Raw genomic sequence first — 26541 nt, 5'->3', positions numbered from 1 at the left:
TCAATTACCAATTTATTGTAGTTGATGACTACTTTCACGAAAAACAGTTTGGAACATGGCAAAAACTGACGGAGCTATCAGCCAACTTCGGCTGCAACGGGTGTTACAACTACATCGGCTCTTTCGCACCGGGAAGAGTTATGACCTGGCAATGCTCACCCAGGCCTGCCAGGAGATTCACGAAGGCGTAACGGAACGAACCATTGCGACTGACATTGCTTTTCTGCGTGATGAACTCAACGCGCCCTTACCCGAACGGGCCAACCGCTGGCATGGGTTCAAGTACGAAGAAAGTTATTCGATTTTTGAGGGGCTGGACGACAGCTTTGCCGGCACGCTGGACGAAGTGCTAGCCCTTGTACGTCAGTTATCCAGGAAACCAGAATTTGCCGGATTAGAAGATTTATTACTCCGGCTTGAGCAGCGGTCGGCTCAACTCAGCACGAACCAGACTGACGTACTTCAGTTCGACGAGCCCGATTTGAAAGGGCGTCAACATCTTTTGCCGCTGTATCGAAGAATTTTATCGAATGCGATCGTCATGCTAACCTACGAACCCTTTGACCAAGAACCGTCAACCTTTGCGGTTCGGCCGGTTTTGTTACGTCAGTTCAATAGCCGGTGGTTCCTATTCGGTTGGCGCGAAGATACAGACGCCCTGCAAACCTATGCCCTCGACCGAATCAACGCCGTAACGGCTACCGCCCTGTCGGTTGCAGCACGACCGTTTAACGCCCGAACCTACTTCGAGAACCGAATCGGTGTTACTAAAGGAAGCGCCCCTGTACAGGTGCTGTTACGCTTTAGTCAGACGAGACGAAACTACGTATTAACTAAAAAGCTGCATGTATCACAACAAACAGAGGAACAACCCGACGGTTGCCTGCTCGTTCAGTTAACGGTGGAATTAAATCGAGAGTTGGAAGCCAAAATTCTTGAGTTCGGACCAGACGCAGAGGTTTTAGAGCCATCGGTATTGCGCGAACGGATCCAGGCTTGTTTAGCGCAGGCTTTGACTCAGTATAGTTAAGCCAGACAGAATAGTTTCTATGCTATGACAGCTCGCTGCCAGCTTATAGCTGCGTGGTGATGGAGTAATCATTCCGACCGGGCTAGTACGATTAGGACGAGTCCGACCGCGTAAGTGATGCCCATGAGCCAGAGATAGCGGTTTGCCTTGGGGGGCGCGTCTTTGAATTCATGCCAGACGAACAGGCCCCAAAGCACGGAAACGATGGTTGCGCCCTGGCTCAGCCCAAACGATACCGCATCGCCCGCCTGCTTCGAGCCGATCAGCAACATAATCAGTCCCAGCCCCCAGATGCACCCACCCCCTAAACCGGCCAGGTGTTCGCGACGTCCGGTTTGCTGATAATTCGGTTGACCATCCTCGTCGGGTAAGGCAAATCGACGGACGAGCCACTCAATCAACGGGTTGCTGATGGCTAACCCAATCGCGAATAAAAGTTGCCCGCTATAGGGCGTCAGTAAATCCGCTTCGGGTTTGGTTAAGTCTTTGGCGATTGCGTCGGAGATGATCCGAAAAAAGAAACCCGCGGCTAATCCACCCGCCAGCGCGATCCAGATACCCCGGTTGTTACCGCCCTGCGATTCTGACTGATTACCCTGGCTTTGTTTTTCCTTATACGCCAGGGCACTGAAGACCATCGCGACGATAATGGCCCCGCCCCCTACTGCCAGCAGTGCTACGCTGCCTTTAGGCTCCGCCAGATAGTTTACGACTAATCCAATGGCTAAGGACAGTCCCGTACCAACTGGCATGGCGACCGAAATACCCGCGATGCTCATCCCCACCGTCAGCAGCATATTCCCCAGGTTGAACACGGCCCCGGCTGCCAGTGCCATTAGGATGTTACGTAGCGCAGCCTGCTGCAGATCGGCGATTACCGGTCGCCCCTCTTCACCAAAACTACCTAACGTAAACGCAACCAGGATGGAAGTTGCCAGAATCCCGTAGACATAGTCGCGGTAGAAAACGTACAGCGGTGCTGACTTTGTTACGTATTTCTGGGCATTTGCCCACGACCCCCAAAAGAGCATGGTGAGCAGACAAAGGAAAACAGCGGCTGTGGGATTGCTGATAGTGACCATAAACCAGGAGTCATTCGCTCGTTACGCAAAGCATTGCATATTGGTAACTACTCGGCACAAGCTAAATCGTTCGCGAATTATTCACGACCGGCCCTACTCCTGATTCTATGTAACAAAACAGGTCTGGCTACGTAGCAGACCAGACCTGTTCAAGTGTCTAAAGCGGTTATTTTGCTTTTTCTTCCTTCGACTTCAACGTACCGCGGGCAATGGGCTCGGGTTTCGATTTGGGGTCGGTGAAACGGAGTAAGGTTGCGGTCGGTAACGACACTTTAGGCGACTTGACAATGACAAGCTGGTACGATCGGGTGCCAATAATGAGGTTATAATACATCATATTGTTGCCCGACTCCTGCGGCAGTCCCCAGTTGGCGACCGGCTCCTTAGCCAGTAAGGTTTTGTCTTCATCCGATAAGGCGGCATAGGCCGTATCGGGTTCAAAATCCTTCCCCGTAACACTTTCGACGATTGAAACAATGGCGGGTGGAGTCGCGGCAGCGGGTTTGGTTTGCGCAAGGGTAGCTCCTCTCATTAGTAGTATCGATAAAACGATGAGTCCTGTTTTCATATCTTTATACGCGGCATAACTGCCTGTTCTTCAAGTTGAGTAAACGTTGCGAAGCATGGCTTATAAACCGCTGCTTGCTGTAATCGTAGTCTATAAACTCAAATACCGCTGCAATTGCTTTTTTAACGGACTGGCAATTGATCCATTTTCCATAAAAAAGGCCCAATAACGCTTCGTCATTGGGCCTTCTAGGGTTGAACTATATTACTGCAAACTAGCGTCTTCGCGGCTGTTGAACGTATCGCCCTGGTTGATATCACCCGTTTTTAAGCCTTTTTTGAACCAGTAGACCCGCTGCGCCGACGAACCGTGCGTAAAGGCATCGGGCACGACGCGCCCCTGCGTCTGTTCCTGAATTTTATCGTCACCGATGGCATTAGCGGCCGTAAGTCCTTCCTCAATATCGCCGGGCTCGAACTCAAACCTTTTCCCCTGTACGTGGTTAGCCCAAACGCCAGCGAGATAATCGGCCTGCAATTCCAGCCGCACGGACACTTTGTTATAGTCGCGCTTGCTGATTCCCTGCTGACGGAACTGGTCGACTTTATCCATAATGCCCAGTTGATTCTGAACATGGTGCCCAATCTCATGCGCAATCACGTACGCCATCGCAAAATCACCGGGTGCCTGAAACCGACGAGCCAGCTCATCGTAGAACGACAGATCGATGTACACTTTCTGGTCGGCCGGGCAGTAAAAGGGGCCCATCGCTTCCTGCGCGGTACCACAACCCGAAGTTGTAGCCCCCCGGAACATAACCAGAACCGGTTTGCGGTACTGCAGGCCCTGCTGGGCGAATAACTCCGTCCAGACATCCTCTGTGCTCGTAAGCACCCGTCTTGTGAACCGGGCGGCTTCGTCATCAGCCTGCGGGCTGGTTGGTGCCTGGGTTACCTGAGAGCCAGTTTGTCGGTTGGTTATATCGGTTGGATCACCCCCGAGCAGCATATAAATCAGAGCCACGACGATGGTGCCAATACCACCACCAACGACTAATCCTCCGCCACTGCTCCCGCGACGGTCGTCAACATTATCGCTTTCGCGTCCTCCTAGCCAACGCATAGTATCGTGTAGTTAAATAGTTGATCACCCTTAACTACTGTTTCATCCGGCAAAGTGTTTTGAGTGCTCCTCTGTATGCCAGATAACTTATTCATTTACAGCATCTGGTACGCAGAATAGCTTACTAAATCGGTACCATGAAGAGCGCTATTGAACAGGCGTAATCTTACGAATTCGATTGTAATCTGCTACGTATACCGTACCCTGGTTATCAACCGCAATGCCCTCAATATGCTGAAACTGGGCCTCTTTACCCTTGCCATCTTTATACGTTTCGCCCGAGCCCCCGGCCAGAAACGTTACCATACCGTCGGGACTGATTTTGATGACCTGATCATAAACCATTTCCCTGCCAGCATTCACTACGTACAGATTATTCTGCGAATCAATCGTTAGCAAATGAATTGGGCCTAAATAGACAGAAGACAGTTTACCTTCGGTCGATCTGCTGCCCACTGGCCCTCCTTTCAGGTACGTTACGGAGCCATCCGAAGCCACTTTGGTAATTCCGCCATCCAGCAGAGCGCTTATGCCAGACGGAAAAAGCAGATTTCCCTGGGTATCCATGGCCAGAAGATTACCAGTCTGTTGACTCCCTCTGGTATCAATATTGGTTACCCAGTCGGGGGTATGAACGCCTTGTGGCGATATTTTTCGGATATGATCATACTCCAGCAGGTAGTAATTGCCCGCTTTGTCCTGCACTACGCCCCCGTTGCCATAATTCATCCTGTCGAAGGATTGTGGTGGATTTACGTAGCTATAATTTACAACACCGTTGGTCGCTGAGAACGTGCGGAATAGGACGTTTGCTTTGTCATAATAGCGCCCTCCTGATTCCGAGATGACCAAATCGCCATTCGGTGCCAGCGACAGATAATGCGGTCGATGCAAGGCAGCTTTGAGCGGGTCTTTGTTCTCCTTCCACTCATCGCCGGAGCCCCCTCCAGCCACAGTCGTTACGGTACCATCCGGGGTTATTTTTCGAATTCGATGATTGCCCTGGTCGGCTACATACACGTTACCCTGTTGGTCGCAGACAAGGCTCGCCGGGCTATAGAACTGGGCTGCCGTGCCTTTGCCATCCCGATATCCTTCTATGTCGCTTCCGGCAACTGTCGATACTATGTATTCAGGAGCCGGTTTGGCGTCCGGCGAAGGGTCTGATTTTGAATTACACGAAATGGCCAGCGCGGCCAATGCTAAATAAGTAAAGAAAATACGCATTCAATAAAACGAGAAAAAAAGAGAGGTAAAGCGCCCAAAGTACTCGGTAGTTGAGTACTTTGGGCTGATTAATTCATTGACAATTACCGGCGACGACCAAACAGACGTAACAGATAAAGGAACATATTGATGAAATCCAAATATAGCGTTAAGGCACCCATAATCGCTTCTTTCCGATCCTCGTCGGTACCGGCGTTGCCAATGATGTTCATCTGCTTGATTTTCTGCGTATCGTAGGCCGTTAACCCCACAAAAATCAGCACACCGGCATAGGTGGCGATCCAGTAGAGCGTTTCGTTCTGCCAGAACAGGTTGACGACCGTGGCAATGATGAGCCCAATCAGGGCCATCAGCAGGAAACCGCCCCACGAGGTCAGGTCACGATTCGTGAAGTAGCCATACGCACTCATGGCCCCGAACGTACCGGCTGTCACAAAAAAGGTAGAGGCAATGGAGCCGCCAGTATACAGTATAAAAATAGAGGCCAGCGTGAGGCCATTCATCACCGCATAGCCTATAAACATAGCCGTTGCAGCCTTTGCCGATACGCGCTGCACAGCCGCCGACAAATACATAACCAGCCCGACTTCGCCAATCAACAAGCCGTAGAATACCAGTCGATTGCCAAAGATCAGTTCCAGAACGGCGGGCGTACTCGCCACCCAGATGGAAATGGTAGCCGTAACCAGCAGCGCGACGGTCATCCAGCCGTATACCTGGGTCATAAAAGCGGCCTGCTCACGCCTGACCTGCTCAGCGGTTAAAAAAGGAGGTTGGTGCTGGGAATAGGATTGTGATTCCATGCGAGGATAACGAGTTGTTTGCCGAAAGAACGGTAAACCCCGGCAGACAAGCAATAGAGACGGTTTCGTATCTCCCCGAAACATCGGTATTGTGATTCGTTACTACGCAATCGGCCAGCCAGTACGTACTGGCTGGCCGATTGGCTTGGGTGACTGAAGCGTTTTTTACCGGATTGCGGTATGGCCATCTTTGGCGTGCTGCAATTCCAGTTCGCCAGTCGGTTCCTTTTTCAGATTATCGGCGGCCTTTTCGCCCATTGGTCCTTTGGCGATAGTTGTGCCGCCGTCGACGTAATAAATCGCACCCGTTACGTACGAAGCCTCATCAGACGCGACGAACAGGTATACATTGGCAACCTCTTCGGGTGTTCCGCGACGTCCCATCAACGTACCGGCCGTCGTAGATTTTTCCATTTCGGGATCCATCGGGCCGGTGCTGCTGTGCGTCCAGGCGGTATCGACCGGTCCGGGCGCAACGATATTACTCCGTACGCCAAAATGAGCCTGCTCACTGGCCAGCCCTTTCGCAAACGCGTGATTAAAGCCTTTGGTGCCTCCGTACGGAGTGGCCTGGGGTTCGCCCATGTGCCCGGCTTCCGACCCGGCCGTAACAATGTTGCCCTTCGTTTTTTGCAGTTCCGGAAGAGCCGCCTTTGTCATCTGGAAAGTCGTTTTGATATTGTTTTTGACCAAGTAATCGAACGCTTCTTCCGAGAAATCCTGCAAGTAGTTTGTTTCCGGGAAAACACCCGCATTATTGATCAGAATATGGAGTTTCCCATACATGCGCACGGCTAATTCCACACAAGCCTTCGCATTAGCTTCTACAGACAGATCCCCTTTAAAGGGAACCGCTATGCCGCCTTGTTGCTCAATCTCGGCGACGACAGCATCAACAGGGTCTTCGGGGAATCCGGCAACAACAACCCGGGCACCTTCCTGCGCAAATTTCTTACAGATGGCCTCGCCAATACCGGAGCCGCCCCCGGTTACAATGGCGACTTTTTTATCAAGTCTATTTTCCACTATTCTAGTATTTTGGTTGAGTAATGCCTTTTTCTGATAACCAGGAAATCGCGGTTCAGTTTGCTAAACACGGCCGTTACATATGCTTTCTTATAAAAAAACGTGGCGTCAGAGCAAGAATCCAACGCCACGTTACCAGCTCTTGCTCTATTCGGAACTTATACCAGTTCTAGTTGGTCGAGTTGCTGATTAATAAACTCAATTTCGTCGGCCGACAATTGGATATCAATCGCTTTGGCGTTCTGAATGGCCTGCTCAGCGTTACGAGCGCCCACCAACGCCACTGTGATACCCGGCCGCTCGAGGGTCCAACGGATGACTAACTGGCCCAAACTGGCGTTTTTGCTATCGGCCAATGGCTTGATCTTTTGCAGAAACTGGTCGGTCTGCTCAATGTTCTCAGGCTTGAAGAACCTATAACCCGCCCGGTGGTCTCCTTCGGCAAACTGATGGCCCGGTTTAATCTTACCCGTCAGCAGCCCACGCTCCATCGGGCTATAGGCCAGAATCGCCTTGTTGTTTTTCAGGCAATACGGTACCAATTCCTCTTCAATTCCTCGGTTGATCATGCTGAACGGCACCTGATTCGAGGCTAGTTTTAGCACGCTTTCGGCTTGCTTCATCTGCGCTACGTTGTAGTTGCTGACGCCGGCCTCACGTACTTTTCCCTGTTCAATCAGCCGCAAAACGGCTTCCATACTCTCTTCGATGGGCGTTGTTTTGTCGGGCCAGTGCATCTGGTACAGGTCAATATAATCCGTCCTGAGCCGCTTCAGGCTGTCTTCGCATTCTTTAATGATGCTTTCTTTGCCCGAGTATTTATAGACATCGATGGGGTTCCCGTTGTTGTCCTGACTTTTGAAGCCGAAATCGCCTTTGGCCAGATCCCAGCGCATCCCGTACTTGGTCAGGATTTGCACTTTGTCGCGCGGCAATCCTTTGATGGCTTCACCCACGATTTCCTCGCTGGCTCCCTGCCCATAAATAGCGGCCGTATCAATAGAGGTTACGCCCAGATCATACGAAGCCCGGATGGCTTCAATAGCGCCGTTACGTTCGGTTCCGCCCCACATCCACCCACCAGCAGCCCACGCGCCGAAGGTGATTACTGATATCGATAAGTCTGATTCTCCCAGTTTTCTGTATTCCATATAGCTGTTTTAAAATGGCTTTTACTACGTATCAACCCGGTTTGTGTTCATGGTGCTGTGAACGCACCTGTCTGCGGCTCAAATCGGAGAGGTCCGCTGCTTTATTCATCGGGGTTTCGCCCGTTCGTATTGCACCGGCCAGCGCACGTCTTCGCTCAGTTTGTGAGCGGCATGCAGCGGGAAATACGGATCACGCAAAAACTCACGGGCTAACAAGATCAGATCGGCCTGCCCGCTGGCCAGAATGGCTTCTGCCTGTTCAACGGACGTAATTAATCCAACAGCCGCGGTTGCCATGCCCGTTTCCCGTTTGATCCGTTCGGCAAATTCAACCTGATAACCGGGCGTAGACGGTATGTTGGCCTTCGGTACGTTACCACCCGTCGAGCAGTCGATTACGTCAACACCCCGGTCTTTGAGTACCGTCGCTAGGGCAACGGAGTCGTCAGCCGTCCAGCCGCCTTCGGTCCAGTCCGTGGCCGAAATACGAACGAACAGCGGAAACTCGGTTGGCCATACGTTGCGCACTCGCTTTACTACGTCCAGCAGCAACCGGATTCGGTTTTCGAACGAGCCACCATAGGCGTCGGTACGTTGGTTACTCAGGGGCGACAGGAACTCGTGCAGCAGGTACCCATGTGCCGCATGAATTTCGGCAATTTTGAAACCAGCCTCAATGGCCCTTTTGGCAGCTTTTTCAAAATCGGAACAGACCTTTTCGAGCCCTTCTTCGTCCAACGCCGTTGGCAATGGCTCCGTTTCAAGGAAAGGAACCGCACTTGGCGCAACGGTCTGCCAACCCCGCTCTTCGTCTGGCGCAATCGCGCTGCCTCCCTCCCATGGCCGCCGGTGGCTGGCTTTCCGACCCGCATGGGCTAGCTGAATACCCGCTACGGAACCGTTCGCGTCGATAAAACTCGTAATCCGCTTTAAACCGGCGATATGTTCGTCTTTCCAGATGCCCAGGTCGTCGGGCGTGATCCGTCCTTCCGCGGATACGGCGGTGGCTTCCGTAAAAATCAGACCGGCCCCACCCACCGCGCGGCTACCCAAGTGAACCAGGTGCCAGTCGTTGGTAAACCCATCCTCGCTGGAGTACTGGCACATAGGTGATACAACAATCCGATTTTTAAGCTGAACAGTCCGGATAGTAATTGGAGACAAAAGATTTGACATCGTATACAGGTTTACCGCTTATTGCAGCAGGAACTAATCATCCCCACTGTTATTCGTCTAACTATCTACACCCGAAATTGATTTAAGGCGGATTGGTCCGGCAGAAACTTAGAGTCCGGGCCCGGCCTGTCGTCGCACGTAGGCCACATTACGTAGACTGGTTCATGACAACTGCTGGCATTGCTGACGCAGGTGCGACTCGAGGTAACCTCAACGGTTAATTTTCAAATCAACCAAATGAAAAAGCCGCCCGGTGAAGTTTAGGTATAGCAACCTATTTCTTCAACCGGGCGGCTTTCACGTGTTATTCGATCAACTCAAATCATTTGGCAGGCATGTAGATTCTGTAGATTTAGGAATACGTTTATTTATCGGTTCTGAATGGCGAGGCTGGGAGTCCTTCTTTATTGTACAAATTCGGGTTTACCGGATTATCAGCCCAGGCGTAACGGACGTATTGCGGGTTCGTCACTTCGTCGCTCCACACGATCACTTTACCGTTTTCGATTTTAGCTTTTGCCCAGACGAATTTTTTATCACTGCCCGCAATAGCAAACTCACCGGGGTCTTCCCCATCATAGGTGATCAGCCCACCGCCCGTGTTCGCGAAGCTGATGACAATTTTATTACCGTCAACGGTCGATGACTGATAGAGCGGACCCGAATAAACCAGGTCTTCTTTGTAGGCAGTTCTCAGGGCGGCCAGCGCCAGACGTTCTCCCACGTCTTTTTTGTTGTCAGGGTGAATATCGTTCCACTCGCCCAGATCAATCGCCACGGCCATCGCCGTATTCGGGATTGACAAAGCTTTTAGCTGCGCTTCTCTCAGGATGGCCCAGTTACTCTCGGAGGGCTGGTAGTTGTAATCCATAAATCCCGGCAGTTGTACGTACAGAAACGGCAGCGTACCCTGTTTCCAGATACGTCGCCAGTCGTTGATCAAAGCTGGTAGCAACTGTTCATATTCCTCAGGCCGTCCGGCGTTGCTCTCGCCCTGGTACCAGCAAAATCCTTTAATGGCATAATTAATTTCGGGAGCAACCATGGCATTGTACAATGCCGTTGGCTGATTCTGGGCCGCAATTCCGCCCCCAAAGCCTCCACCCGCTATAGGTCGGAAGGCAGTGCCTACTTTATAAGACCAGCTTCCTTTCAGATCAACCGTATCGGCACCCGCGAACAGACAATACGGTTTATCGGGCACAAAGCCTCCCTTCCCCCCCATATTGGTGACACGTACGACAAATATGTTCTTTCCCGGTTTCAATACGTCGGCGGGCACGCTATATCGACGCTGGGGATACTGATAGGTCGTTTTACCGACTGATTTACCATTGATGTATAGTTCGTCGGCATCGACAATTCGGCCTAGAAAAACCTTAGCGGGTTTACCCACCATTGAAGCCGGCACTTCAATTTCGCGTCTGTACCACACTATGCCGTTCAAATCTTTGACGCCCTGATCTTCCCAATAGCCGGGAATATTGATCGAGCGCCAGCCTTTGGGTGTATACGCTACATCATACCATTTTGTAGTACCCGCCAGCCCTAAATCGACCGGGGGCGCAGGCCGGGGCGCGGTGGCAGCCCGTCGGGCCAGGCCGTTGATATACGTAGTGTCTTTGTTTTTTTCGATAGTGGATTTTAGCGTAGCAAAGTCGTTTAACCCTTCTTCGCTTATCCAGGCTTCGATTGGTGTGCCCCCCACGCTGGCATTGATGATCCCAACCGGTACGTTGTATTTTTCGTGAATCTTCTTGGCGAAGAAGTAAGCCACCGCCGAAAAAGGCCGAACGTCTTCGCCTACAGCGGCCTTCCACTGCGCCGTTGGCAGATCGCTTTGCGGAGTCTGGAGGTTTGTAAGCGTCGGTACCCAAAACTGCCGGATCTGCGGATCATTGGCGGCCGCAATCTCTTTTGCATACGTAACGTCGTGGATGTTCAGTTGGTGAACCATGTTGCTCTGTCCACTGCAAAACCAGACGTCACCAATCAGAATATTGGTTAGTTTAATTTGGGAACTACCGGCAATGTCCATCGTGAACGGGCCACCCGCTGGCATTGGCGGCAACTCGACCTGCCACTTCCCAGCGGCATCGGTTACGGTTTTGAAATTCTTGTTCTTAAAACGTAACGTAATCCGTTCGCCCGGCTTTGCCCAGCCCCATATTCTCAACTTGGCATCGCGTTGTAACACCATACCATTACTGATCAATTTGGGCAAACGCAGTTGAGCCTGCGCCAGATAGCCTGCCAGTGATAAAAAACAGATCAGGAGTATTTTCGGAAAAGAATAGAAACGTAGCTGTCGGTAATACAATGAAATCATACGGGTAAAATCTGAATAAATCACGGTTTGAGCGGTAGTCGTGCTAGCACGACCTTCTTGTGTTTTGCCTTTGCAATCGGTTACACACGTAATGCAAAAACGCATAAAAATCTACTGATAACCTATATCAAAGACTCGTATGATGAATATCAATTATAAACCCTGGACATTAAAATCGGCAGCTCACAATTGCCAAGGGTTCAACATGTATGATTCACTTCCTGCATGCTGAAAAGCTGACACCAGGCTCCATAACACGTCAGCAAAACCTTTATCACTTGGCTTAACAACTTCTACAGCCTAGAAAGGCTTACCTTAACCTTGATTGTATGCAACCGATTGCTCAAATTTTTAGACTGCGTTACTGACAATAAAGCTTAATACATTCTATTTTGTGCAGTGGATATAAGTCGTCATCGACCAGGGTTTCTACCGAGCCAGCTAGCTCCCAAAACGCCTTGCACTAGTATTTGACGCCTAATACAGCGCCCTTTCACTTCCCCCCTTTCGCCTAAAACTACTCACATCTCTAAGCTCTGCTGAAGAACGTAGTAGTTTTTACTGACTGAGCGTATGTATAGAATTTGAAAATTCCTTTGTATACAAAAACGATATTTTAAAAAATCTTATTATTGTGCAATCGATTGCTATAATCTTCATAGTTTCTATATTTGCACGTAGATCATACAAAATAGCACTCATCATCGTCGACAAGTTCGTATTATTTCATTATCAAGCCATTATTCGACTGTAGATTAAAGTGTCAGTTTGACACATACTAGGTTAACCAATTGGTTCCTCGCTTATAAGAATAACAGAGTTTTCTTTTTCTAAATGCTTTATAATAACCTGTAAACCTGCTCTTTTCACTCCTTAACCCTTATTCTAAACCTATGCTCAGTTGATCCTCTAACCCATCCATGCTGATCCAGCCTCAGCGGGTCGTGAATCTCCGTTAAATCTGCTTTAAGCAGACTCCGCACGTTAAAAAACCAATAACCTTTCTACTTATGTCGAATTCATTACAACTTAGCCGCTTCCTGCATCAATTTCTGCGACCTCGTCTCTACCAGGTCTTATTCCTGCTTGCGCTCACTACGGTCGTGCGGGCACACGCCCTCGATCAAACCGTTTCGGGTACGGTGCTCGACGAACAAGGCAGCCCACTCGTAGGGGTCAATATTCAGATTAAAGGAACAACGCGCGGAACGGCCAGCGATGCGCGCGGAGCTTACCGGATCGACGTTCCAAACGGAAATACCGTGCTCGTATTCAGCTACATCGGGTATAAGAAACAAGAGATTACCGTCAGTAATCAGTCGGTAATTAATGTTTCGCTGGAAAGCGACGCCGGTGCGCTCGAAGAAGTAGTCGTTGTAGGCTACGGTACGCAAAAACGCTCTTCGTTGACGGGCGCCGTTTCAACTGTAACACCCAAAGAACTCACCGCGCTTCCGGTACCGAACGTATCATCGGCCCTGCAAGGTCGGGTACCCGGCGTATCAGTTGTGAACAACGGGGGTCCTGGCAGTTCGCCGATCGTACAGATTCGCGGGATTGGTTCGATCAACTACGCATCAGGTCCACTTTACGTCATTGACGGTGTGCCAACGGGCGACCTTAACAGCTTCAACACCAACGATATTGAGTCGCTTGAAGTCCTGAAAGACGCGAGTTCAGCCGCGATTTACGGTTCGAGAGCCTCGAACGGGGTTATCCTGATTACGACCAAAAAAGGAAGCCGGGACAGCAAGGTTCGGATTTCGATCGATTCGTACGTGGGGGTTCAAAATACGACCAACAAAATCGACGTTCTTAACCGCGATCAGTACGTACAATACGCAACGGCGCTGACATCCAACGCGGGTATTGCCTTACCTGCCCGGTTGAGCAACCTGAACCAGCCTATCTACGCTGGCGCTACGCAGACGTTCGCGCAGACCGAAACCAACTGGCAGAATGAGCTGTTCCGCACAGCACCGATCATGCAGCATCAACTTTCGCTATCGGGTGGTAATTCGGCATCGCGCTTTTTCGCATCCGGCAGTTACTTCAAACAGGACGGTATTATGCGCGGTACTGATTTTGAGCGGGGCTCGTTACGGTTGAACTCCGATCACCAGGTTGCCAAGTTCCTGTCGATTGGCCAGACGCTGACCGCAGCCTACAGCAACCAGCGCGGTGAAACCACGGGCGACCGGTCTCAGTTGATGCACGCCATCCGAATGATGCCCTACTGGCCCGCTACGGACCCTACCAAAGTAGGCGGTTTCAGCGCCCCAACGGCTGCTGATGGTTCTGACCCGGAAAACCCGCTTCGTGCTCCCGCCTTAGACGTCACCCGAACGAAGTTTTTGAAGGCGTTCGCTACTTTCTACGCGGATGTGCGGCTGACAAGCTATCTGAAATATCGGTTCAACTACGGTGTCGATTTAGGTTTTGCCAACGGCAGTACGTTTAACCCAATTTATAACGACGGCTACGTACAGCGTACCTCGGCTACGGTGCAGCAGACGCGCAACACCAACATCGCACAGACGGTAACGAACCAGCTTTCGTTCGATAAAACGTTCGGCAAGCACAGCCTTAGCCTGCTGGCCGTCGCTGAAACCCAGAAAGTTCTGTCGACCGGTCTGACTGGATCGGGTACCCGCCCTAACAACGATCTTGACGTTATTCAGGGCGTAAGTAACCCCGCTATCACGAGCACCCGCGCTGAAACCGACCTGATTTCGTACGTCGGCCGCGTCAATTACGATTTCGACGGCAAATACCTGATCAGCGCGTCGATTCGCCGGGACGGTTCTTCGCTGTTCGCGCCGGGTAACAAGTGGGGTAACTTCCCATCAGCCTCGGTGGGCTGGCGTATCAACCAGGAAGGGTTCATGAAAGGTCTGCCACAACTCTCCGAACTGAAACTACGGGCCAGCTACGGTCGCACGGGCTTCAATGGCATCAACAACTACGCTTGGCAGTCGCTGGTGCAGGCCGATGCAACGGCATATCCGTTCGGTAGTGCCAACGGCTTAGGTTCGTACTTCAACGCGCTGGGTAACACCGATCTGAAGTGGGAAACGACCGACATGGTCAACGTAGGTGTCGATGTGGGCTTGTTCAACAACCGCATTACGTTCACGGGCGAAGTCTATAACCGCTTTACGGACGGGCTGATTCTGGCCGTTCCGATTCCAAACTCGATTGGGTATAGCGCAGCGCCGGTGGCAAACATTGGCAGCATGAAAAACTGGGGCTATGAGTTCCAGGCGGGCTATAACTATGCGAAAGGTGATTTCCGCTGGAATCTGTCGGCGAACATCGGCATCACCCGCAACCGGGTGCTAAGCCTAGCTACGCCAACCGCGTCGATCTATGCTGGTCAGAATGCCGACTACGGCGGGTTTGATCTTACCAAAACCGAAGTTGGCCAGCCGATTCAGTCGTTCTATGGCTGGGTGGTAGACGGTATCTTCCAGAATCAGGCTGAAATCAACGCAGCTAACGCCATCGACGGAAACGACAAATCGCTGTATCAGGACAAAGCCGCACCGGGCGACATTCGGTTCCGGGACATCAACGGCGATGGTAAAATCGATGCGAACGACCGGACGTACTTAGGCAGCTACTTACCTAAGTTTAACTACGGAGCAAACTTCACCGGTTCGTACAAAAACTTCGATTTCACGCTATACTTACAGGGCACCTACGGCAACAAGATTTACAACGGTACAAAAGTGGTGACCCAGGGTATGCTGCGCCTGTTCAACGCCGGCACTGAGGTGCTGAACGCCTGGACGCCAACCAACACCAACACGAACATCCCTCGGGCGGTGAGTGGTGATCCTAACAACAACAGCCGGACATCGGATCGCTTCGTTGAAGATGGTTCGTACATGCGCCTGAAAAATCTGACCATCGGGTATTCGATCCCAGCCAAATCGCTGTCAGGTCTGACCAATGGCGTTGTTAGCAAAGTTCGGGTATACGTATCCAGCCAGAACCTGCTGACCTTCACGAAGTACACGGGCTACGATCCGGAAATCGGCTCGCGCAACGGTACGCTGTTACGTAGTGGTATCGATTACGCAAACTATCCGCAGGCTCGTACGGTACTGGCGGGTCTTCAAATCACATTCTAATTGTTTAGACGAACTTAAAACCTGACATTTTCGATGAAAAGGCAGTATTTTTTTGTCGGCGCTTTGTTGCTCGGCCTAACGGTGAGTTGTAACGAAAAAGTGCTCGATCAACTGAACCCCAACGCAGTTACAACGGACAGCTACTTCAAAACGGATGTTCAGATCCGGAGTGCGACGAACGGCATTTATGCTGCGTTGCAGTCGACGAACTTAGTAGCCCGTGAGTGGTTTTTCACCCACGACCTGCGTTCCGACGACGTATCGTCGGGGGGTGGACAGCTCGAAACCCCGCGAAATCAGTTGCTGACCGGCGTTCATGATACGGGCAATTCAGTGTCTGGTTCGGTCTGGACGGGCGCGTACCGAGTCATTCACCGGGCCAACGTAGTCATCGACAAAGCAGCGGCCGCAACGGGGCTTACGCCAGCGGTAGCTACGCAGGCAGTAGGTGAGGCTAAGTTTCTGCGGGCCTGGTCGTATTTCGAGCTGGTGAGTCTGTGGGGAGCGGTTCCGCTTTACAAAAATTACGTCACCTCGTTGGCGGGGGCTGCGGCCCGTGCCCCAGAAGCCGAAGTGTACGCGTTCATCATCGCGGATCTGAAAGCGGCTCAGGAAGCCTTGCCTGCTACGTATGATGCAGCGAATCAGGGCCGGGCGACGAAAGGAGCCGCGACGATGCTGCTGGCTCGGGTGTATATGTTCCAGGGTGATTACGCCAATGCCAAAACGGAGCTTCAGAAAATCATCAGCTCAGGAACGTATCAACTGGTGGATGAGTATTCGGATAACTTTATCGAAGAAACCGAATTTAATAAAGAATCCATCTGGGAAATAAACTTCCTGCCCTCGGGCGGTACGTTCAACTGGAACGGGGATGCCGACGGCGCTTCGGCCGGCGAAGAAACCGTTCGGACGCAGGAGTACTCGGGCATCGGCTGGCGCAACATTATCCCATCGAACAGCCTGTTGGCCGAGTTTGAGAAAACCAGCAAAGGCGACACGAAGACCGACCCGCGTTACGCGAAATCGTTCTACACGACCGGCGACCGATACAACCGGGATCAGGACGTCCTGACCGACGCCCAGCAGAACGGATTCGGCTCGATGGTCGACGGCAAGGAGCAGAAAGTAAGCTGGCGGAAGTTCACCCTGATGTATAAAGCAGGCGTGTCGACAACGGGCGGCATCAACCAACGCATTATGCGCTACGCCGAAACGCTGCTGTCGATGGCGGAGTGCGAAAACGAACTGGGCAACTCGGCCGGTGCCGTTACGTACCTGAACATGATTCGCAACCGGCCTAGCGTAGCCATGCCTGCGTACCCAACGGCGAAGTATCCTGTATCCACAAAAGAGCAGGTTTTCGCAGCGATTGTACACGAGCGCCGGGTTGAATTAAACGGGGAAGAAATTCGGAACCGGGACATTCTGCGCTGGCGTAAACAGGGCAAGTTAACGTCGGAGCCCCTTGCGTATTTCCAGAAAGGCAAACACGAACTGCTGCCGATTCCTCAGCAGGAGATCGACAATAACCCAAACATTGGTTTAAAAGGACAAAATCCTGGCTACTAACCAATTGAGGTTTTATTTATCTACGATTACGAATGCCACCGGATTTTCTGGTGGCATTCGTGTTAATAGCCGATAGCGTCCTGCGTTTAGGGGCCGGTCACGACAAACTATTCTGAATAGTAGTGGTTGTAGCTGAAACATCTCTCAACGACATGGCTACTTCAAAGATTGACAAACGCGATGATGTTCAGGCAAGCGAAGGCGAGCACAAATACGGTGATGTCGAATTTGCGGACCCAACGAACAAAAAATACCCCATCGATACGCCCGAGCACGTTCGGGCTGCGTGGAGCTACATCAACCACAAAGACAATGCGGCTAAGTACGATGCAGACGACGTGAACACGATCAAAGATCGCATCCGCAAAGCTGCCGAGAAACACGGCGTCGACATCAATACGGATTAGCCACGAGACGCCGTTCCGTTCGTTTACGCAGTCGTGCAGAACTGGATAATGGCGAACGAGCCTGGTTGATACCGATAGTGGAGCAGTCCCTTAGCGAACGGTCTCGTTGTTTTCTTCAGCGGCCTCGTCGGTCAACTGCGTAACAAACGACCGTGAAAGCGGAGTTTCGCTATCCCGACCCATCGCCCGCTGCTCGCCAATACCACCCGGATCAGGAAGCTGCGTATTGACCAGGGCCGATACCTCACTGACCAAATTAGGCGCCAGGCCTTCAATCGCTGCGCCCAGTTTGGCCGGGAATGAAATAATCCGTTCCGCTTCGCCATAGCGACAGGCGTCGATAATCTCACGCGCACATTCGGTGGAATCGATCGTCAGCAGCGGCAGCGAATCACCGATCTTGAAGACGGTGTATTCTTTTTCGTTCTGGCCTTTGTAGATCGCATTGCGCGGGCTACCCGTCCGGATCAGGCCGGGACAAATGGTAGTTACGTAAATATCGTTCTTGAGCAACTCCGCCCGTAGTCCTTCCGAATAGCCAACCAGCGCAAACTTACTGGTCGAATACGGGAGTAGATGCGGTACGGATACCTTACCGCCGAACGACGCTACGTTCACAATTCGCCCTTTTGACTCGCTCTTGGTATTTCTGGCCAGCATGTGCGGCAAAACGGCATTGGTCATGTGAAAAGCCGCCCAGAAGTTCGTATCCATCGCATCCCGGAAGTCGGCTTCAGTGGCGTGTTCATAAGGCGTAACGACAATGATTCCGGCGTTATTGATGAGCACATCTACCGGGCCAATCGCCTGACGAACGTTCTCGATAAAGTGTTCGACCTGGAGCTTATCGGTGATATCGCAGCGCTGCGCGTAAACAGTAACACCATACTGGTTCAGTTCCGATTCGGCCCGGTCGAGTTCTTCTTCATCGCGGGCGCAGATCGCCAGGTTAGCTCCTTCTTTGGCCAGCAGACGAGCCAGTTCGAGACCGAGTCCGCGCGAACCGCCGGTGATGACTACGGTTTTTCCCCGGAAATCAGTCTTCCGTTTCTGACCCAGCAGCGCCTTGGTCGTCATCCACGCGCCAACGCCCAACAGGCTCCACAGCACGGCTTTTGTCTGAATCGATACGCTCATAATTCGCTCATTACGTTGAATAGTAAGATAACCTGCGATCCGGCCATAAGGTTAACGAATTAAAAGCGAATCCGGGGAGATTTTCGACCTCAAAGCCGACCCAAACGAGCTACGCAATGATCATGAAAACCTCAACGATCAACGTATTATCCGTTAATTACAGACAAACCCGAAAATGCTGGCTGGAGATCATGAGGCCGTTGCTATGCTGGCAAAAGAAGGTATAAATTAAGAATGGGTGCTGAACGTAACGCCCAATTAATCCTGACACCGTACATCTAGATAAATAGTAAAACGATTACCCCGGCTGCTGACATACGGCTGTCAGTGATAGCGTTTATCTTTATGACAGTAAATCGCACTTCAAAGAAACCCAATTACCTTCTTCCAGTAAAGCCGCGAATGTATTGGGAATAGTGATACAAATAATCAGGGATATCAGCTATGGATCAAAGTCGTCTAGTTCAGTTGCGCTTATCGACGCAGGGATTGATCAATTCGCCGGGAAGCACGGTGCAGGAAATCGTACATGAGCTGGGTGCCGTTCAATCGCAGGAGTTCACCGACGCGAAATGGTCCGTAGCTCAGCGGATGCCGACGGGCTTTACCTACGACGCGTTTATACAGGCGTTTAACGAAGGAGCCATCGTACGCACGCACGTATTGCGGCCTACCTGGCATTTCGTTGCTCCGACCGACATCCGCTGGATGCTTGCGCTGACTGCGCCCAGAATCAAGTCGTTTATGAAAACCAACGACCGTAAACTTGGCCTGGATGAAGCTCTTTACACCCGCACGAATGCATTGATTCAGCAGGCGCTGGAAGACGGCAAACACCTGACCCGCGCTGAACTGGCCGACATACTCCGGCAAAATGGCATTGGGGTAGTTGCAACCGCGCTGGCTCACGTAATGATTCGGGCCGAGATCGACGGTGTCGTTTGCAGCGGAGCCTTACGCGGTCGGCAGCACACCTATGCCCTGCTGGAACACCGGGCTCCCCAGGCCAGGCTGCTGCTACGTGACGAAGCGCTGGCGGAGTTGGCCAGTCGTTACTTTCGAAGTCATGGACCCGCTACGGTGCAGGATTTTAGCTGGTGGTCGGGACTTAGCCTCACCGACGCCCGGTCCGGACTGGAAATCATTAAGTCTCAACTGACGAGTGAACGAATCGACGATAAGACGTACTGGTACGTGCCGTCAACGGCAGGAAGTAATTTGTCAGATACTGTTCATTTATTGCCCAACTTCGACGAATATGTAGTGGGCTATGCGGATCGAAGCACGCTTTTCGAGTCGACCTACGAAGGGCCGCTACATATTCAGGGCCACATTCTAAACCACCGTAGCCTGGTCATTAACGGTCAGATTGCGGGTATCTGGAACGGAGTTCGGGGCAAATTCACGAGTAGCGTAAGCGTTCACCCGTTCCGTAGGTTGACCGAATCCGAGCAAGCGTTGACCGATCGGACTATTAACCAGTATACTACGTTCTGTGGGAGCCCTGTGGTAGTAGCCTGATGAACTCAAACAACGTTTAAACCCCGACGGCACTCGTATATTGACCGCAACCATTGCGTCCGGAACCAGTTACACGTATGATTGAGATAACGCGCACGCATGGAATACAGACAATTAGGAAACTCCGGGCTTCAGGTGCCCGTATTCAGTTTTGGCACAGCCACCTTCGGCGGAGGCACTGAATTTTTTAAAGCCTGGGGCAGCACACAGGTAAACGAAGCCATGCGTATGGTTGATCTGTGCCTCGATGCGGGTCTGACCTTGTTCGATACCGCCAACGTCTACTCCCGCGGTATGTCGGAAGAGATTCTGGGTCAGGCGCTCAACGGACGCCGGAACAAGGTGTTAATTTCGACCAAAGCGACATTTAGAATGGGCGATGGTCCCAATGACGTTGGCTCCTCGCGATTCCACATAGTCAAAGCCTGCGAAGACAGCCTGCGCCGGTTAAAAACCGATTACGTCGACATCTACTTTATGCACGGCTTCGACGCCCGGACACCCGTTGAAGAAACCCTAAGCGTCCTCAACGATCTGGTGAAAAGTGGCAAAGTCCGTTACATTGGCTGTTCGAATTTCTCGGGCTGGCACCTGATGAAATCTCTGTCTGTTTCAGAACGCTACGGCTGGCCGAAGTACGTAGTCCATCAGGCGTACTACTCGCTGCTAAGCCGGGAGTTCGAGTGGGAACTGCTGCCGCTGGGCGTTGATCAGGGCATTGGTACCATGGTGTGGAGTCCGTTGTCGGCGGGGCGTTTAGGCGGAAAATACCGGCGGGAGAATCCCATGCCTGCCGACAGTCGTATTGCGCAGGGTGGTGGCGAAGGCCCGCCTATTCCCGAAGAGTACTGGTACGGTATCGTGGACGTACTGGACGAGTTAGCCGCCGAAACCGGCAAAACCGTTGCCCAGGTGGCGCTGAACTGGGTGTTACAACGACCTACCGTTTGTAATGTTGTGGTTGGAGCCAGAACTGAAGAGCAGCTCCGGCAGAACCTCGGTGCCGTCGGCTGGAATTTAACCACCGATCAGGTGAAACGGCTCGACGCAGCCAGCGAACGTGCCCCAGTCTATCCTTACTGGCATCAGCGCAAATCACCGCATTTGGGTTTAGTGCCCAGTCTATACAAATAAGCAGCCGTCTCTATACACCGCTTCATCGCTCAAAATAAAGCGATTTATAAAGAATCCAGTTGAGGGCAACGTGGCCTATAGTCTCATTCTTCTGTAAGAGTATACTTCTTCGTAACTTCCTCTAATAGCGATGACTGAAGCCCATACGATTATATGGCAGGCAATTGACTGGATTGGATTAGAACAGTTTACGTTCACTCCTAAAGCCGATGTTTTTGTGGGTGCTGGTCAGCTGATTGGCCTTTACGAAAACAACCCCTATTCTATTTATCATCAGGTGCAGATCGACACTCAGTGGCGGGTGAGAGAACTCATAATCAAGATGCCAGATTGGGATGAAGCAGGCATACACCTATTTACAGATGGAGATGGGCATTGGCAAGACCCCTTGGGAATGTTGTTACCAGAATTGACAGGTTGTCTTGACGTTGATATAACCCTCACGCCCTTTACCAATACCTTACCCATTAAGCGATTGAAGCTACTGCCCGGTCAGTCCCAACGGATTGACGTAGTCTATGTTCAGTTACCCGAGGGGCGGATCAACCGGGTTGAACAAATCTACACGCGACTAAACGCAGACCGGTATCGGTTTCAGCAGCCAGCTCTTGAGTTTAGTGCTGACATACAAGTTGATCCGGCTGGTTTTGTGGTCGATTACCCCGATCTATTCAGGCGGGTGTATTAACCGTTTCTTGTATGCGCGTACAAATGCGTTAGATAGCGTTGTCTACTTCTTGATCTTGTTCTCAAACAGGTACACGCCGTTCTTATTCGCGACGACAATATCCAGCTTACGGTCGCCGTTCATGTCCTGCGCCACGATATTTAGTCCAGCACCCGAATCTGTATCAATGACGTGCTCCTTGTAGTAAGGCTCCTTGCCGGGCGTAAACTCAAACCACATCAGAATTGGCGCGTCGCTATCGCCAGGATCGCGGCCGTGGTGAGCCAGAAAGCGCTTACCCGTAATGTAGTCGGCCCGTCCATCCCCGTTTAGATCAGCCATGATCGATGCGTGCGTCTGCGCCGTGGTGTTACTCATCAGGTGCGTTTTGAAACTGATCTTACCTTGTTCGTCTGTCACCTGTTCGTGCCACCACACGCCCAGCGCATGAGCCGAAGCACTTACTACGTCGTTTTTTCCGTCGCCATTTACGTCCAGGATCTGCATGTGCGAACAGGGTTCACTGATGTTGGTTGGATGAAATACCCAGTTTCCGGCTTTTTTATCGGCGGTTCCTTCAAACCAGCCCTCCCGAACGACCACATCGTTTAGCCCATCCTTGTTGACATCGCCATAGCCAATACCGTGCGAAAAAATTTCGGTTCCCGGTACGTTCTCCTGACTTAAAGCGAACCGCTTCCATTCGGTTTCGCCAGGCTTCGACGGTGCTTTCAGCCAGACAATCTGTTTTTTGGCTTTATCGCCACACAGAATATCGAGCCGTCCATCTCCGTCGATATCAATAAATCCCGGCGACTCGTTTGCGATTCCGACCGAGTCTGCCAGAATATGCTTTTTCCACGGCCCTGCTGCGCTCGACGAATTCTTCGGATTTTCGAGCCAGAGCGCAGGCTTGCCGGGGAAATCGATAATGACTACGTCATCCCAGCCATCCTGGTTGACATCCATACCCAGGTTTAAGAACGACTCACTGTATTCCTTGCGTGGGTCGAACGTACGCGACGGAGCCAGTTCATGCCGCGTCCAGTTGGGCGCTTCGAACCAATAGTAACCCGCCACAATATCCAGCTTTCCATCTTTGTTCAAGTCCGCCACCGCAACGCCTTCGGAAATGAAATCACCAGTGATTTTTGTTTTTTTGAAGTCGTTGGAAGCAACGGCCGTCTGGCCAGTCGCCCGGGCTGTCGATGCTCCATCGGCCATCTGCTGCTTCATCCTAACCACCTCTTTCGACTGCCCGAATACATTGGCGAGACAGCCACAAAGCAGAAGTCCGCTTACTACGTATCGGTTAGTTCTAGCTGATCCTCTTTTCATGAATATATCCGTTTATTCGTCCAGCGCTTTGGCAATCAGCGTCTGGATCTCGTGATTTTGGTGAGAGTGTTCTAGTTTGCCCACCCGATCATTTAACTCTTTCAATAGCTTTTTGGCATCGTCGGTACCGATGGCGGCCACCCGCTGGATGGTGTACGGCAAATGCTTGGCCATCTTTGACTTCTGCGCCAGAGCCAGCGCCCGTTTCATATCAATGGCTGCCAGGGGTTCGGCGGCATACCAGAGCATGAGCGGCAGGTTGTGATCGTCTTTATCTTCTACTTTCTGCACGAGTGCATCCAGTACGTCCCAACGCTGAGCAGGGTCTAACCGCAGCATCGCCGATGTCAGGTAAAGCCGCACCAGGGCCGAATTATCGCTTTGGGCTAAGGCCGCCATCCGTTTCAACGTCTCCGGCGAAACCGTTTTGCCTTCTGCCAACAGTTGGATAGCCCAGCTCCGGACATACTCATTATCATTAGCGAGCAGGTCGACTAATTCCTTTTCGGTAATTCCTTTCGTAGCGTGCAGAGCCCAAAGTGCCCGGAGTTTACGGCCTGCATCCGGGTTTTTAGCCAGAATCTCCTTCAACGCCTTATGCACTTTTTTGTTGGGGCCGCGCTCCTGCAGCAGCAGCCGGGCCTGCCTAACGTACCATTCGTTCGGGTTCAGCTGGTAATTTACCAGTTCCATATCCGACGCTTTCGCCAGATCGACCTGTACCCATTTATCGTTTTCGTGGGTAATCTTAAAGATGCGCCCCATCGTTTTGTTATGCACATCGGGATTTGGGCTGTGACACTGATTTTTATCGTACCAGTCAATGGCCCAGACGGAACCGCTCGCGTCGTATTTCATATTCAGCCACTGCGACCAGGAGTCGTTCATCGCCATAAAATCGGGTCGGTGCGTCACCAGGTAGCCTGAACCCGCGCGGGTCGGGCGATCCTGATTTAGTTTGGCGCCGTTGATGTTGTTCATGAATATGTCATTACGGTATTCCTGCGGCCAGCTGTTACCGAGGTAAATCATAGCCCCGCAGTGCGCATGGCCCCCACCCGCCGAGGCCGACCGGAAATTACCGGCGTGAGGACCGCGTTCGCCCACCCAGTGCACATGGTCCGCGTGAGTTTTGATATCGTCGTAGGTGTATGGATTGAAATGCTGTCCGGCCTGCCGCTGGTAACGTCCCCCCTGAATCATGTGGTACATATGTGGAATCACGCAGGCCGTAATGAACGCGTGGCCATAATCGTTAAAATCCAGCCCCCACGGATTGCTGGTTCCTTCAGAGAACAGCTCAAACTGTTTGGTTGTCGGGTGGTACCGCCACACCCCGGCGTTGAGCTTCGTACGTTCAGCATCCGGAGCCCCCGGCTTACCTACGTTCGACTGGGTAAATACGCCGTGGGTGCCATACAGCCAGCCATCCGGTCCCCAACGCAGGCTGTTGAGGGTTTCGTGCGTATCCTGAGTACCCCATCCATCGAGCAACTTTTGAGGAGGCCCTAAGGGTTTGTCGTTCTTGAAATCGGCTGGAATAAACAGTAGATAAGGCGCGGCACCGAGCCACACGCCCCCCATCCCAACTTCGATACCACTGACCAGGTTTAGCCCTTCGGTAAAGACTTTGCGCTTATCCAGTGTCCCATCGCCATTGGTATCTTCAAAAATCAGAATGTGGTCGCGGCCCTGGCCTTCGGCGGCCGGAATGGGGTACGTATGACCTTCCACGACCCAAAGTCGGCCCCGGGCATCGGTAGTGAAGCAAATCGGCCGGACCACATCCGGCTCGGCCGCGGCTAGCGTAATCTTGAATCCTTTAGGCGGAGTCATGGCCTTAGCTGCTTCAACACCCGAAAGCCCAGCATGAAGCACCGGGTCCAGCGGGGGCAGAATAATGATGTCTTTCTGATTCAGCTCGTTTGGGAACGTCGGCCGGGTTGGGTAGAACAGAAAATCATCGAAGTTAATGTGCGCCCATTTGTCATTCGGAATGTACGGAATCTGCGAAATGCCCGTCTCATTGTCAATAATCCGAATAAAAATGTCTTGATTCAGATAGGGCTGTAAATCGACGACCACCGGCTGGAGTGTCGCCCGGCCCTGCCCCGTACTATGAAAAATAACCTTATCCGTTCCAGCCTGCACGAGTTCAACGCGGGTATCCTGCAAGGCACCGCCCGATACGTTGAAGGCAGCAAAGGGCTGGGTTACTTTGAACGGAGCCGAGGTCAGAGTGCCGGTAAGTTTGTAGTTCGTTGTTCCGCCACTACTCAGAAAATGCTTGCCCGTAAAGCCAATGTGCATATCTTTCTCGTGCACGGGCGACGGGTCGTCCTGCGCGAAGATTGGGTTTGCGAAAGCTTCACCCGTAGCCGTCCAGTCTTTTAACGTACCCGTCTCGAAATTCAGGTTCAGCGGCTGGCCGTTTCGCATCGGTACCTGTCCGGCAACAGTGGCCGTCGAGATTGCTCCCTCTACAACTTCAAAGCTACCCACCATACCGGCCGCGCGGTGACCCGGCACGGAACAGTAATACGTATCACTTTTGTCGGCGGTAAACGTAATGCTGGCCTGGGTGCCTTTTTCCTGAATCGTTTTACTTTTCAACCCGAGCTTTTCCAGCGCAATGTCGTGCGTCATCAACTCGCCATTCGTAATCGTAATGCGCACCCGGTCGCCTTTATTCGCTTTTAAGGTCGGGTTGCGGGCACCATCTTTAGCAAAAAAACCTAACATGGTCGCTTCCAGGGCATAGTCGCGGTCAACTTTTTCGGCGTTGGGTGCTGATTTAGCTCTCGAAGCCTGCGCCGAGCAGTCGGGGCTGGGAGCCAACAGGAGTCCAGACAGGAAGGAGATTATTAAACAGAGCTTGTTCATGAGATTAAGCCGTATACTGTGGATTTCGGATAAAGATTTTACCTGGTCAGTCTCACTCTTCAGATCGGTTCGTTGCAGCAAACCTGAGCAGTGATGGCTTTGGGTTAGGGTATATATAGTTGATTACGTGTGCAATGGAAGGTCCGGTTCATATACCGTACAAAGTGCAAACGTCCCCCTCTACTACTCATGTATGCGAACGACGTAGCGGCCTCTCCTGCCCACTTGTTTCTATCACTTCATGCTCTGTAGTGCTGTAAACAGCCCAGGCCAATCGGACCTATCTCAGCCA

General features: G+C 51.9%; 19 protein-coding genes. 7 read left to right on the top strand and 12 right to left on the bottom strand.

The features are described 5' to 3' along the window. The first annotated feature begins 55 nt into the window (after positions 1-55). A complete protein-coding gene (locus ACYVIY_RS04965; protein WP_460975189.1) occupies positions 56-1030 on the top strand; it encodes a helix-turn-helix transcriptional regulator in 975 nt (324 codons plus the stop codon). Between the two features lie 68 nt (positions 1031-1098). Here the strand turns inward: ACYVIY_RS04965 and ACYVIY_RS04960 are convergent, their stop codons facing one another. The 9 genes from ACYVIY_RS04960 to ACYVIY_RS04920 form a co-directional block, all read right to left on the bottom strand. Continuing rightward, on the bottom strand, positions 1099-2112 hold the full coding sequence (locus ACYVIY_RS04960; protein ID WP_460975188.1) for a GRP family sugar transporter: 1014 nt from the start codon (positions 2110-2112) through the stop codon (positions 1099-1101). A gap of 166 nt (positions 2113-2278) precedes the next feature. After that, entirely contained in the window at positions 2279-2680 is a 402-nt protein-coding gene (locus tag ACYVIY_RS04955; protein ID WP_460975187.1) for a hypothetical protein, read from the bottom strand. Positions 2681-2884: 204 nt separating this feature from the next. Further along, positions 2885-3742: a KPN_02809 family neutral zinc metallopeptidase gene (gene ypfJ / locus ACYVIY_RS04950; protein WP_460975186.1), complete on the bottom strand. Its 858-nt coding sequence runs from the start codon at positions 3740-3742 to the stop codon at positions 2885-2887. Positions 3743-3889: 147 nt separating this feature from the next. Next, positions 3890-4969: an NHL repeat-containing protein gene (locus ACYVIY_RS04945; RefSeq protein ID WP_460975185.1), complete on the bottom strand. Its 1080-nt coding sequence runs from the start codon at positions 4967-4969 to the stop codon at positions 3890-3892. An 83-nt stretch (positions 4970-5052) separates the two neighbouring features. Then, entirely contained in the window at positions 5053-5772 is a 720-nt protein-coding gene (locus tag ACYVIY_RS04940; protein ID WP_460975184.1) for a Bax inhibitor-1/YccA family protein, read from the bottom strand. A gap of 165 nt (positions 5773-5937) precedes the next feature. After that, positions 5938-6798: an SDR family NAD(P)-dependent oxidoreductase gene (locus ACYVIY_RS04935; protein ID WP_460975183.1), complete on the bottom strand. Its 861-nt coding sequence runs from the start codon at positions 6796-6798 to the stop codon at positions 5938-5940. A 158-nt stretch (positions 6799-6956) separates the two neighbouring features. Further along, positions 6957-7949 (bottom strand): aldo/keto reductase, encoded by a 993-nt coding sequence (locus tag ACYVIY_RS04930; RefSeq protein ID WP_460975182.1) that lies wholly within the window; start codon positions 7947-7949, stop codon positions 6957-6959. A gap of 105 nt (positions 7950-8054) precedes the next feature. Then, positions 8055-9125, bottom strand: coding sequence for an NADPH dehydrogenase NamA (gene namA, locus ACYVIY_RS04925; protein WP_460975181.1), 1071 nt, complete (start codon positions 9123-9125; stop codon positions 8055-8057). A gap of 364 nt (positions 9126-9489) precedes the next feature. Beyond that, positions 9490-11454: a sialate O-acetylesterase gene (locus tag ACYVIY_RS04920; RefSeq protein WP_460975180.1), complete on the bottom strand. Its 1965-nt coding sequence runs from the start codon at positions 11452-11454 to the stop codon at positions 9490-9492. A 1010-nt stretch (positions 11455-12464) separates the two neighbouring features. On the opposite strand from ACYVIY_RS04920, the gene ACYVIY_RS04915 reads away from it, so the two are divergent. From ACYVIY_RS04915 to ACYVIY_RS04905, 3 genes are all read left to right on the top strand, one after another. Then, on the top strand, positions 12465-15590 hold the full coding sequence (locus tag ACYVIY_RS04915) for a SusC/RagA family TonB-linked outer membrane protein (protein WP_460975179.1): 3126 nt from the start codon (positions 12465-12467) through the stop codon (positions 15588-15590). A 33-nt stretch (positions 15591-15623) separates the two neighbouring features. Next, positions 15624-17162: a RagB/SusD family nutrient uptake outer membrane protein gene (locus ACYVIY_RS04910; RefSeq protein ID WP_460975178.1), complete on the top strand. Its 1539-nt coding sequence runs from the start codon at positions 15624-15626 to the stop codon at positions 17160-17162. Between the two features lie 152 nt (positions 17163-17314). Further along, a complete protein-coding gene (locus tag ACYVIY_RS04905) occupies positions 17315-17569 on the top strand; it encodes a DUF6582 domain-containing protein (RefSeq protein ID WP_460975177.1) in 255 nt (84 codons plus the stop codon). 90 nt (positions 17570-17659) lie between these two features. Here the strand turns inward: ACYVIY_RS04905 and ACYVIY_RS04900 are convergent, their stop codons facing one another. Then, on the bottom strand, positions 17660-18706 hold the full coding sequence (locus ACYVIY_RS04900) for an SDR family NAD(P)-dependent oxidoreductase (RefSeq protein ID WP_460975176.1): 1047 nt from the start codon (positions 18704-18706) through the stop codon (positions 17660-17662). A gap of 444 nt (positions 18707-19150) precedes the next feature. Here ACYVIY_RS04900 and ACYVIY_RS04895 point away from each other — a divergent pair, with 444 nt between their 5' ends. The 3 genes from ACYVIY_RS04895 to ACYVIY_RS04885 all read left to right on the top strand — a co-directional run bounded on the left by ACYVIY_RS04895 (position 19151) and on the right by ACYVIY_RS04885 (position 22049). Further along, positions 19151-20227 (top strand): winged helix DNA-binding domain-containing protein, encoded by a 1077-nt coding sequence (locus tag ACYVIY_RS04895; protein ID WP_460975175.1) that lies wholly within the window; start codon positions 19151-19153, stop codon positions 20225-20227. A 99-nt stretch (positions 20228-20326) separates the two neighbouring features. Then, entirely contained in the window at positions 20327-21361 is a 1035-nt protein-coding gene (locus tag ACYVIY_RS04890; RefSeq protein WP_460975174.1) for an aldo/keto reductase, read from the top strand. Between the two features lie 130 nt (positions 21362-21491). Next, positions 21492-22049 carry a putative glycolipid-binding domain-containing protein gene (locus ACYVIY_RS04885; protein WP_460975173.1) on the top strand — a complete coding sequence of 186 codons (558 nt, stop codon included), beginning with the start codon at positions 21492-21494 and terminating at the stop codon, positions 22047-22049. A 42-nt stretch (positions 22050-22091) separates the two neighbouring features. On the opposite strand, the gene ACYVIY_RS04880 is transcribed toward ACYVIY_RS04885, so the two are convergent. Continuing rightward, on the bottom strand, positions 22092-23252 hold the full coding sequence (locus ACYVIY_RS04880; RefSeq protein WP_460975912.1) for an FG-GAP repeat domain-containing protein: 1161 nt from the start codon (positions 23250-23252) through the stop codon (positions 22092-22094). 126 nt (positions 23253-23378) lie between these two features. Beyond that, positions 23379-26249 carry a PVC-type heme-binding CxxCH protein gene (locus tag ACYVIY_RS04875; RefSeq protein ID WP_460975172.1) on the bottom strand — a complete coding sequence of 957 codons (2871 nt, stop codon included), beginning with the start codon at positions 26247-26249 and terminating at the stop codon, positions 23379-23381. Positions 26250-26541 lie beyond the last annotated feature (292 nt).

Source organism: Spirosoma knui (assembly GCF_054780635.1).
This window is presented reverse-complemented; position numbering and strand designations above follow the sequence as displayed.

Coding starts and splice junctions, on each gene's coding strand:
- ACYVIY_RS04965 (WP_460975189.1), top strand. CDS start 56: ATGGCAAAAACTGACGGAGCTATCAGCCAACTTCGGCTGCAACGGGTG.
- ACYVIY_RS04960 (WP_460975188.1), bottom strand. CDS start 2,112: ATGGTCACTATCAGCAATCCCACAGCCGCTGTTTTCCTTTGTCTGCTC.
- ACYVIY_RS04955 (WP_460975187.1), bottom strand. CDS start 2,680: ATGAAAACAGGACTCATCGTTTTATCGATACTACTAATGAGAGGAGCT.
- ypfJ (WP_460975186.1), bottom strand. CDS start 3,742: ATGCGTTGGCTAGGAGGACGCGAAAGCGATAATGTTGACGACCGTCGC.
- ACYVIY_RS04945 (WP_460975185.1), bottom strand. CDS start 4,969: ATGCGTATTTTCTTTACTTATTTAGCATTGGCCGCGCTGGCCATTTCG.
- ACYVIY_RS04940 (WP_460975184.1), bottom strand. CDS start 5,772: ATGGAATCACAATCCTATTCCCAGCACCAACCTCCTTTTTTAACCGCT.
- ACYVIY_RS04930 (WP_460975182.1), bottom strand. CDS start 7,949: ATGGAATACAGAAAACTGGGAGAATCAGACTTATCGATATCAGTAATC.
- namA (WP_460975181.1), bottom strand. CDS start 9,125: ATGTCAAATCTTTTGTCTCCAATTACTATCCGGACTGTTCAGCTTAAA.
- ACYVIY_RS04920 (WP_460975180.1), bottom strand. CDS start 11,454: ATGATTTCATTGTATTACCGACAGCTACGTTTCTATTCTTTTCCGAAA.
- ACYVIY_RS04915 (WP_460975179.1), top strand. CDS start 12,465: ATGTCGAATTCATTACAACTTAGCCGCTTCCTGCATCAATTTCTGCGA.
- ACYVIY_RS04910 (WP_460975178.1), top strand. CDS start 15,624: ATGAAAAGGCAGTATTTTTTTGTCGGCGCTTTGTTGCTCGGCCTAACG.
- ACYVIY_RS04905 (WP_460975177.1), top strand. CDS start 17,315: ATGGCTACTTCAAAGATTGACAAACGCGATGATGTTCAGGCAAGCGAA.
- ACYVIY_RS04900 (WP_460975176.1), bottom strand. CDS start 18,706: ATGAGCGTATCGATTCAGACAAAAGCCGTGCTGTGGAGCCTGTTGGGC.
- ACYVIY_RS04895 (WP_460975175.1), top strand. CDS start 19,151: ATGGATCAAAGTCGTCTAGTTCAGTTGCGCTTATCGACGCAGGGATTG.
- ACYVIY_RS04890 (WP_460975174.1), top strand. CDS start 20,327: ATGGAATACAGACAATTAGGAAACTCCGGGCTTCAGGTGCCCGTATTC.
- ACYVIY_RS04885 (WP_460975173.1), top strand. CDS start 21,492: ATGACTGAAGCCCATACGATTATATGGCAGGCAATTGACTGGATTGGA.
- ACYVIY_RS04880 (WP_460975912.1), bottom strand. CDS start 23,252: ATGGCCGATGGAGCATCGACAGCCCGGGCGACTGGCCAGACGGCCGTT.
- ACYVIY_RS04875 (WP_460975172.1), bottom strand. CDS start 26,249: ATGAACAAGCTCTGTTTAATAATCTCCTTCCTGTCTGGACTCCTGTTG.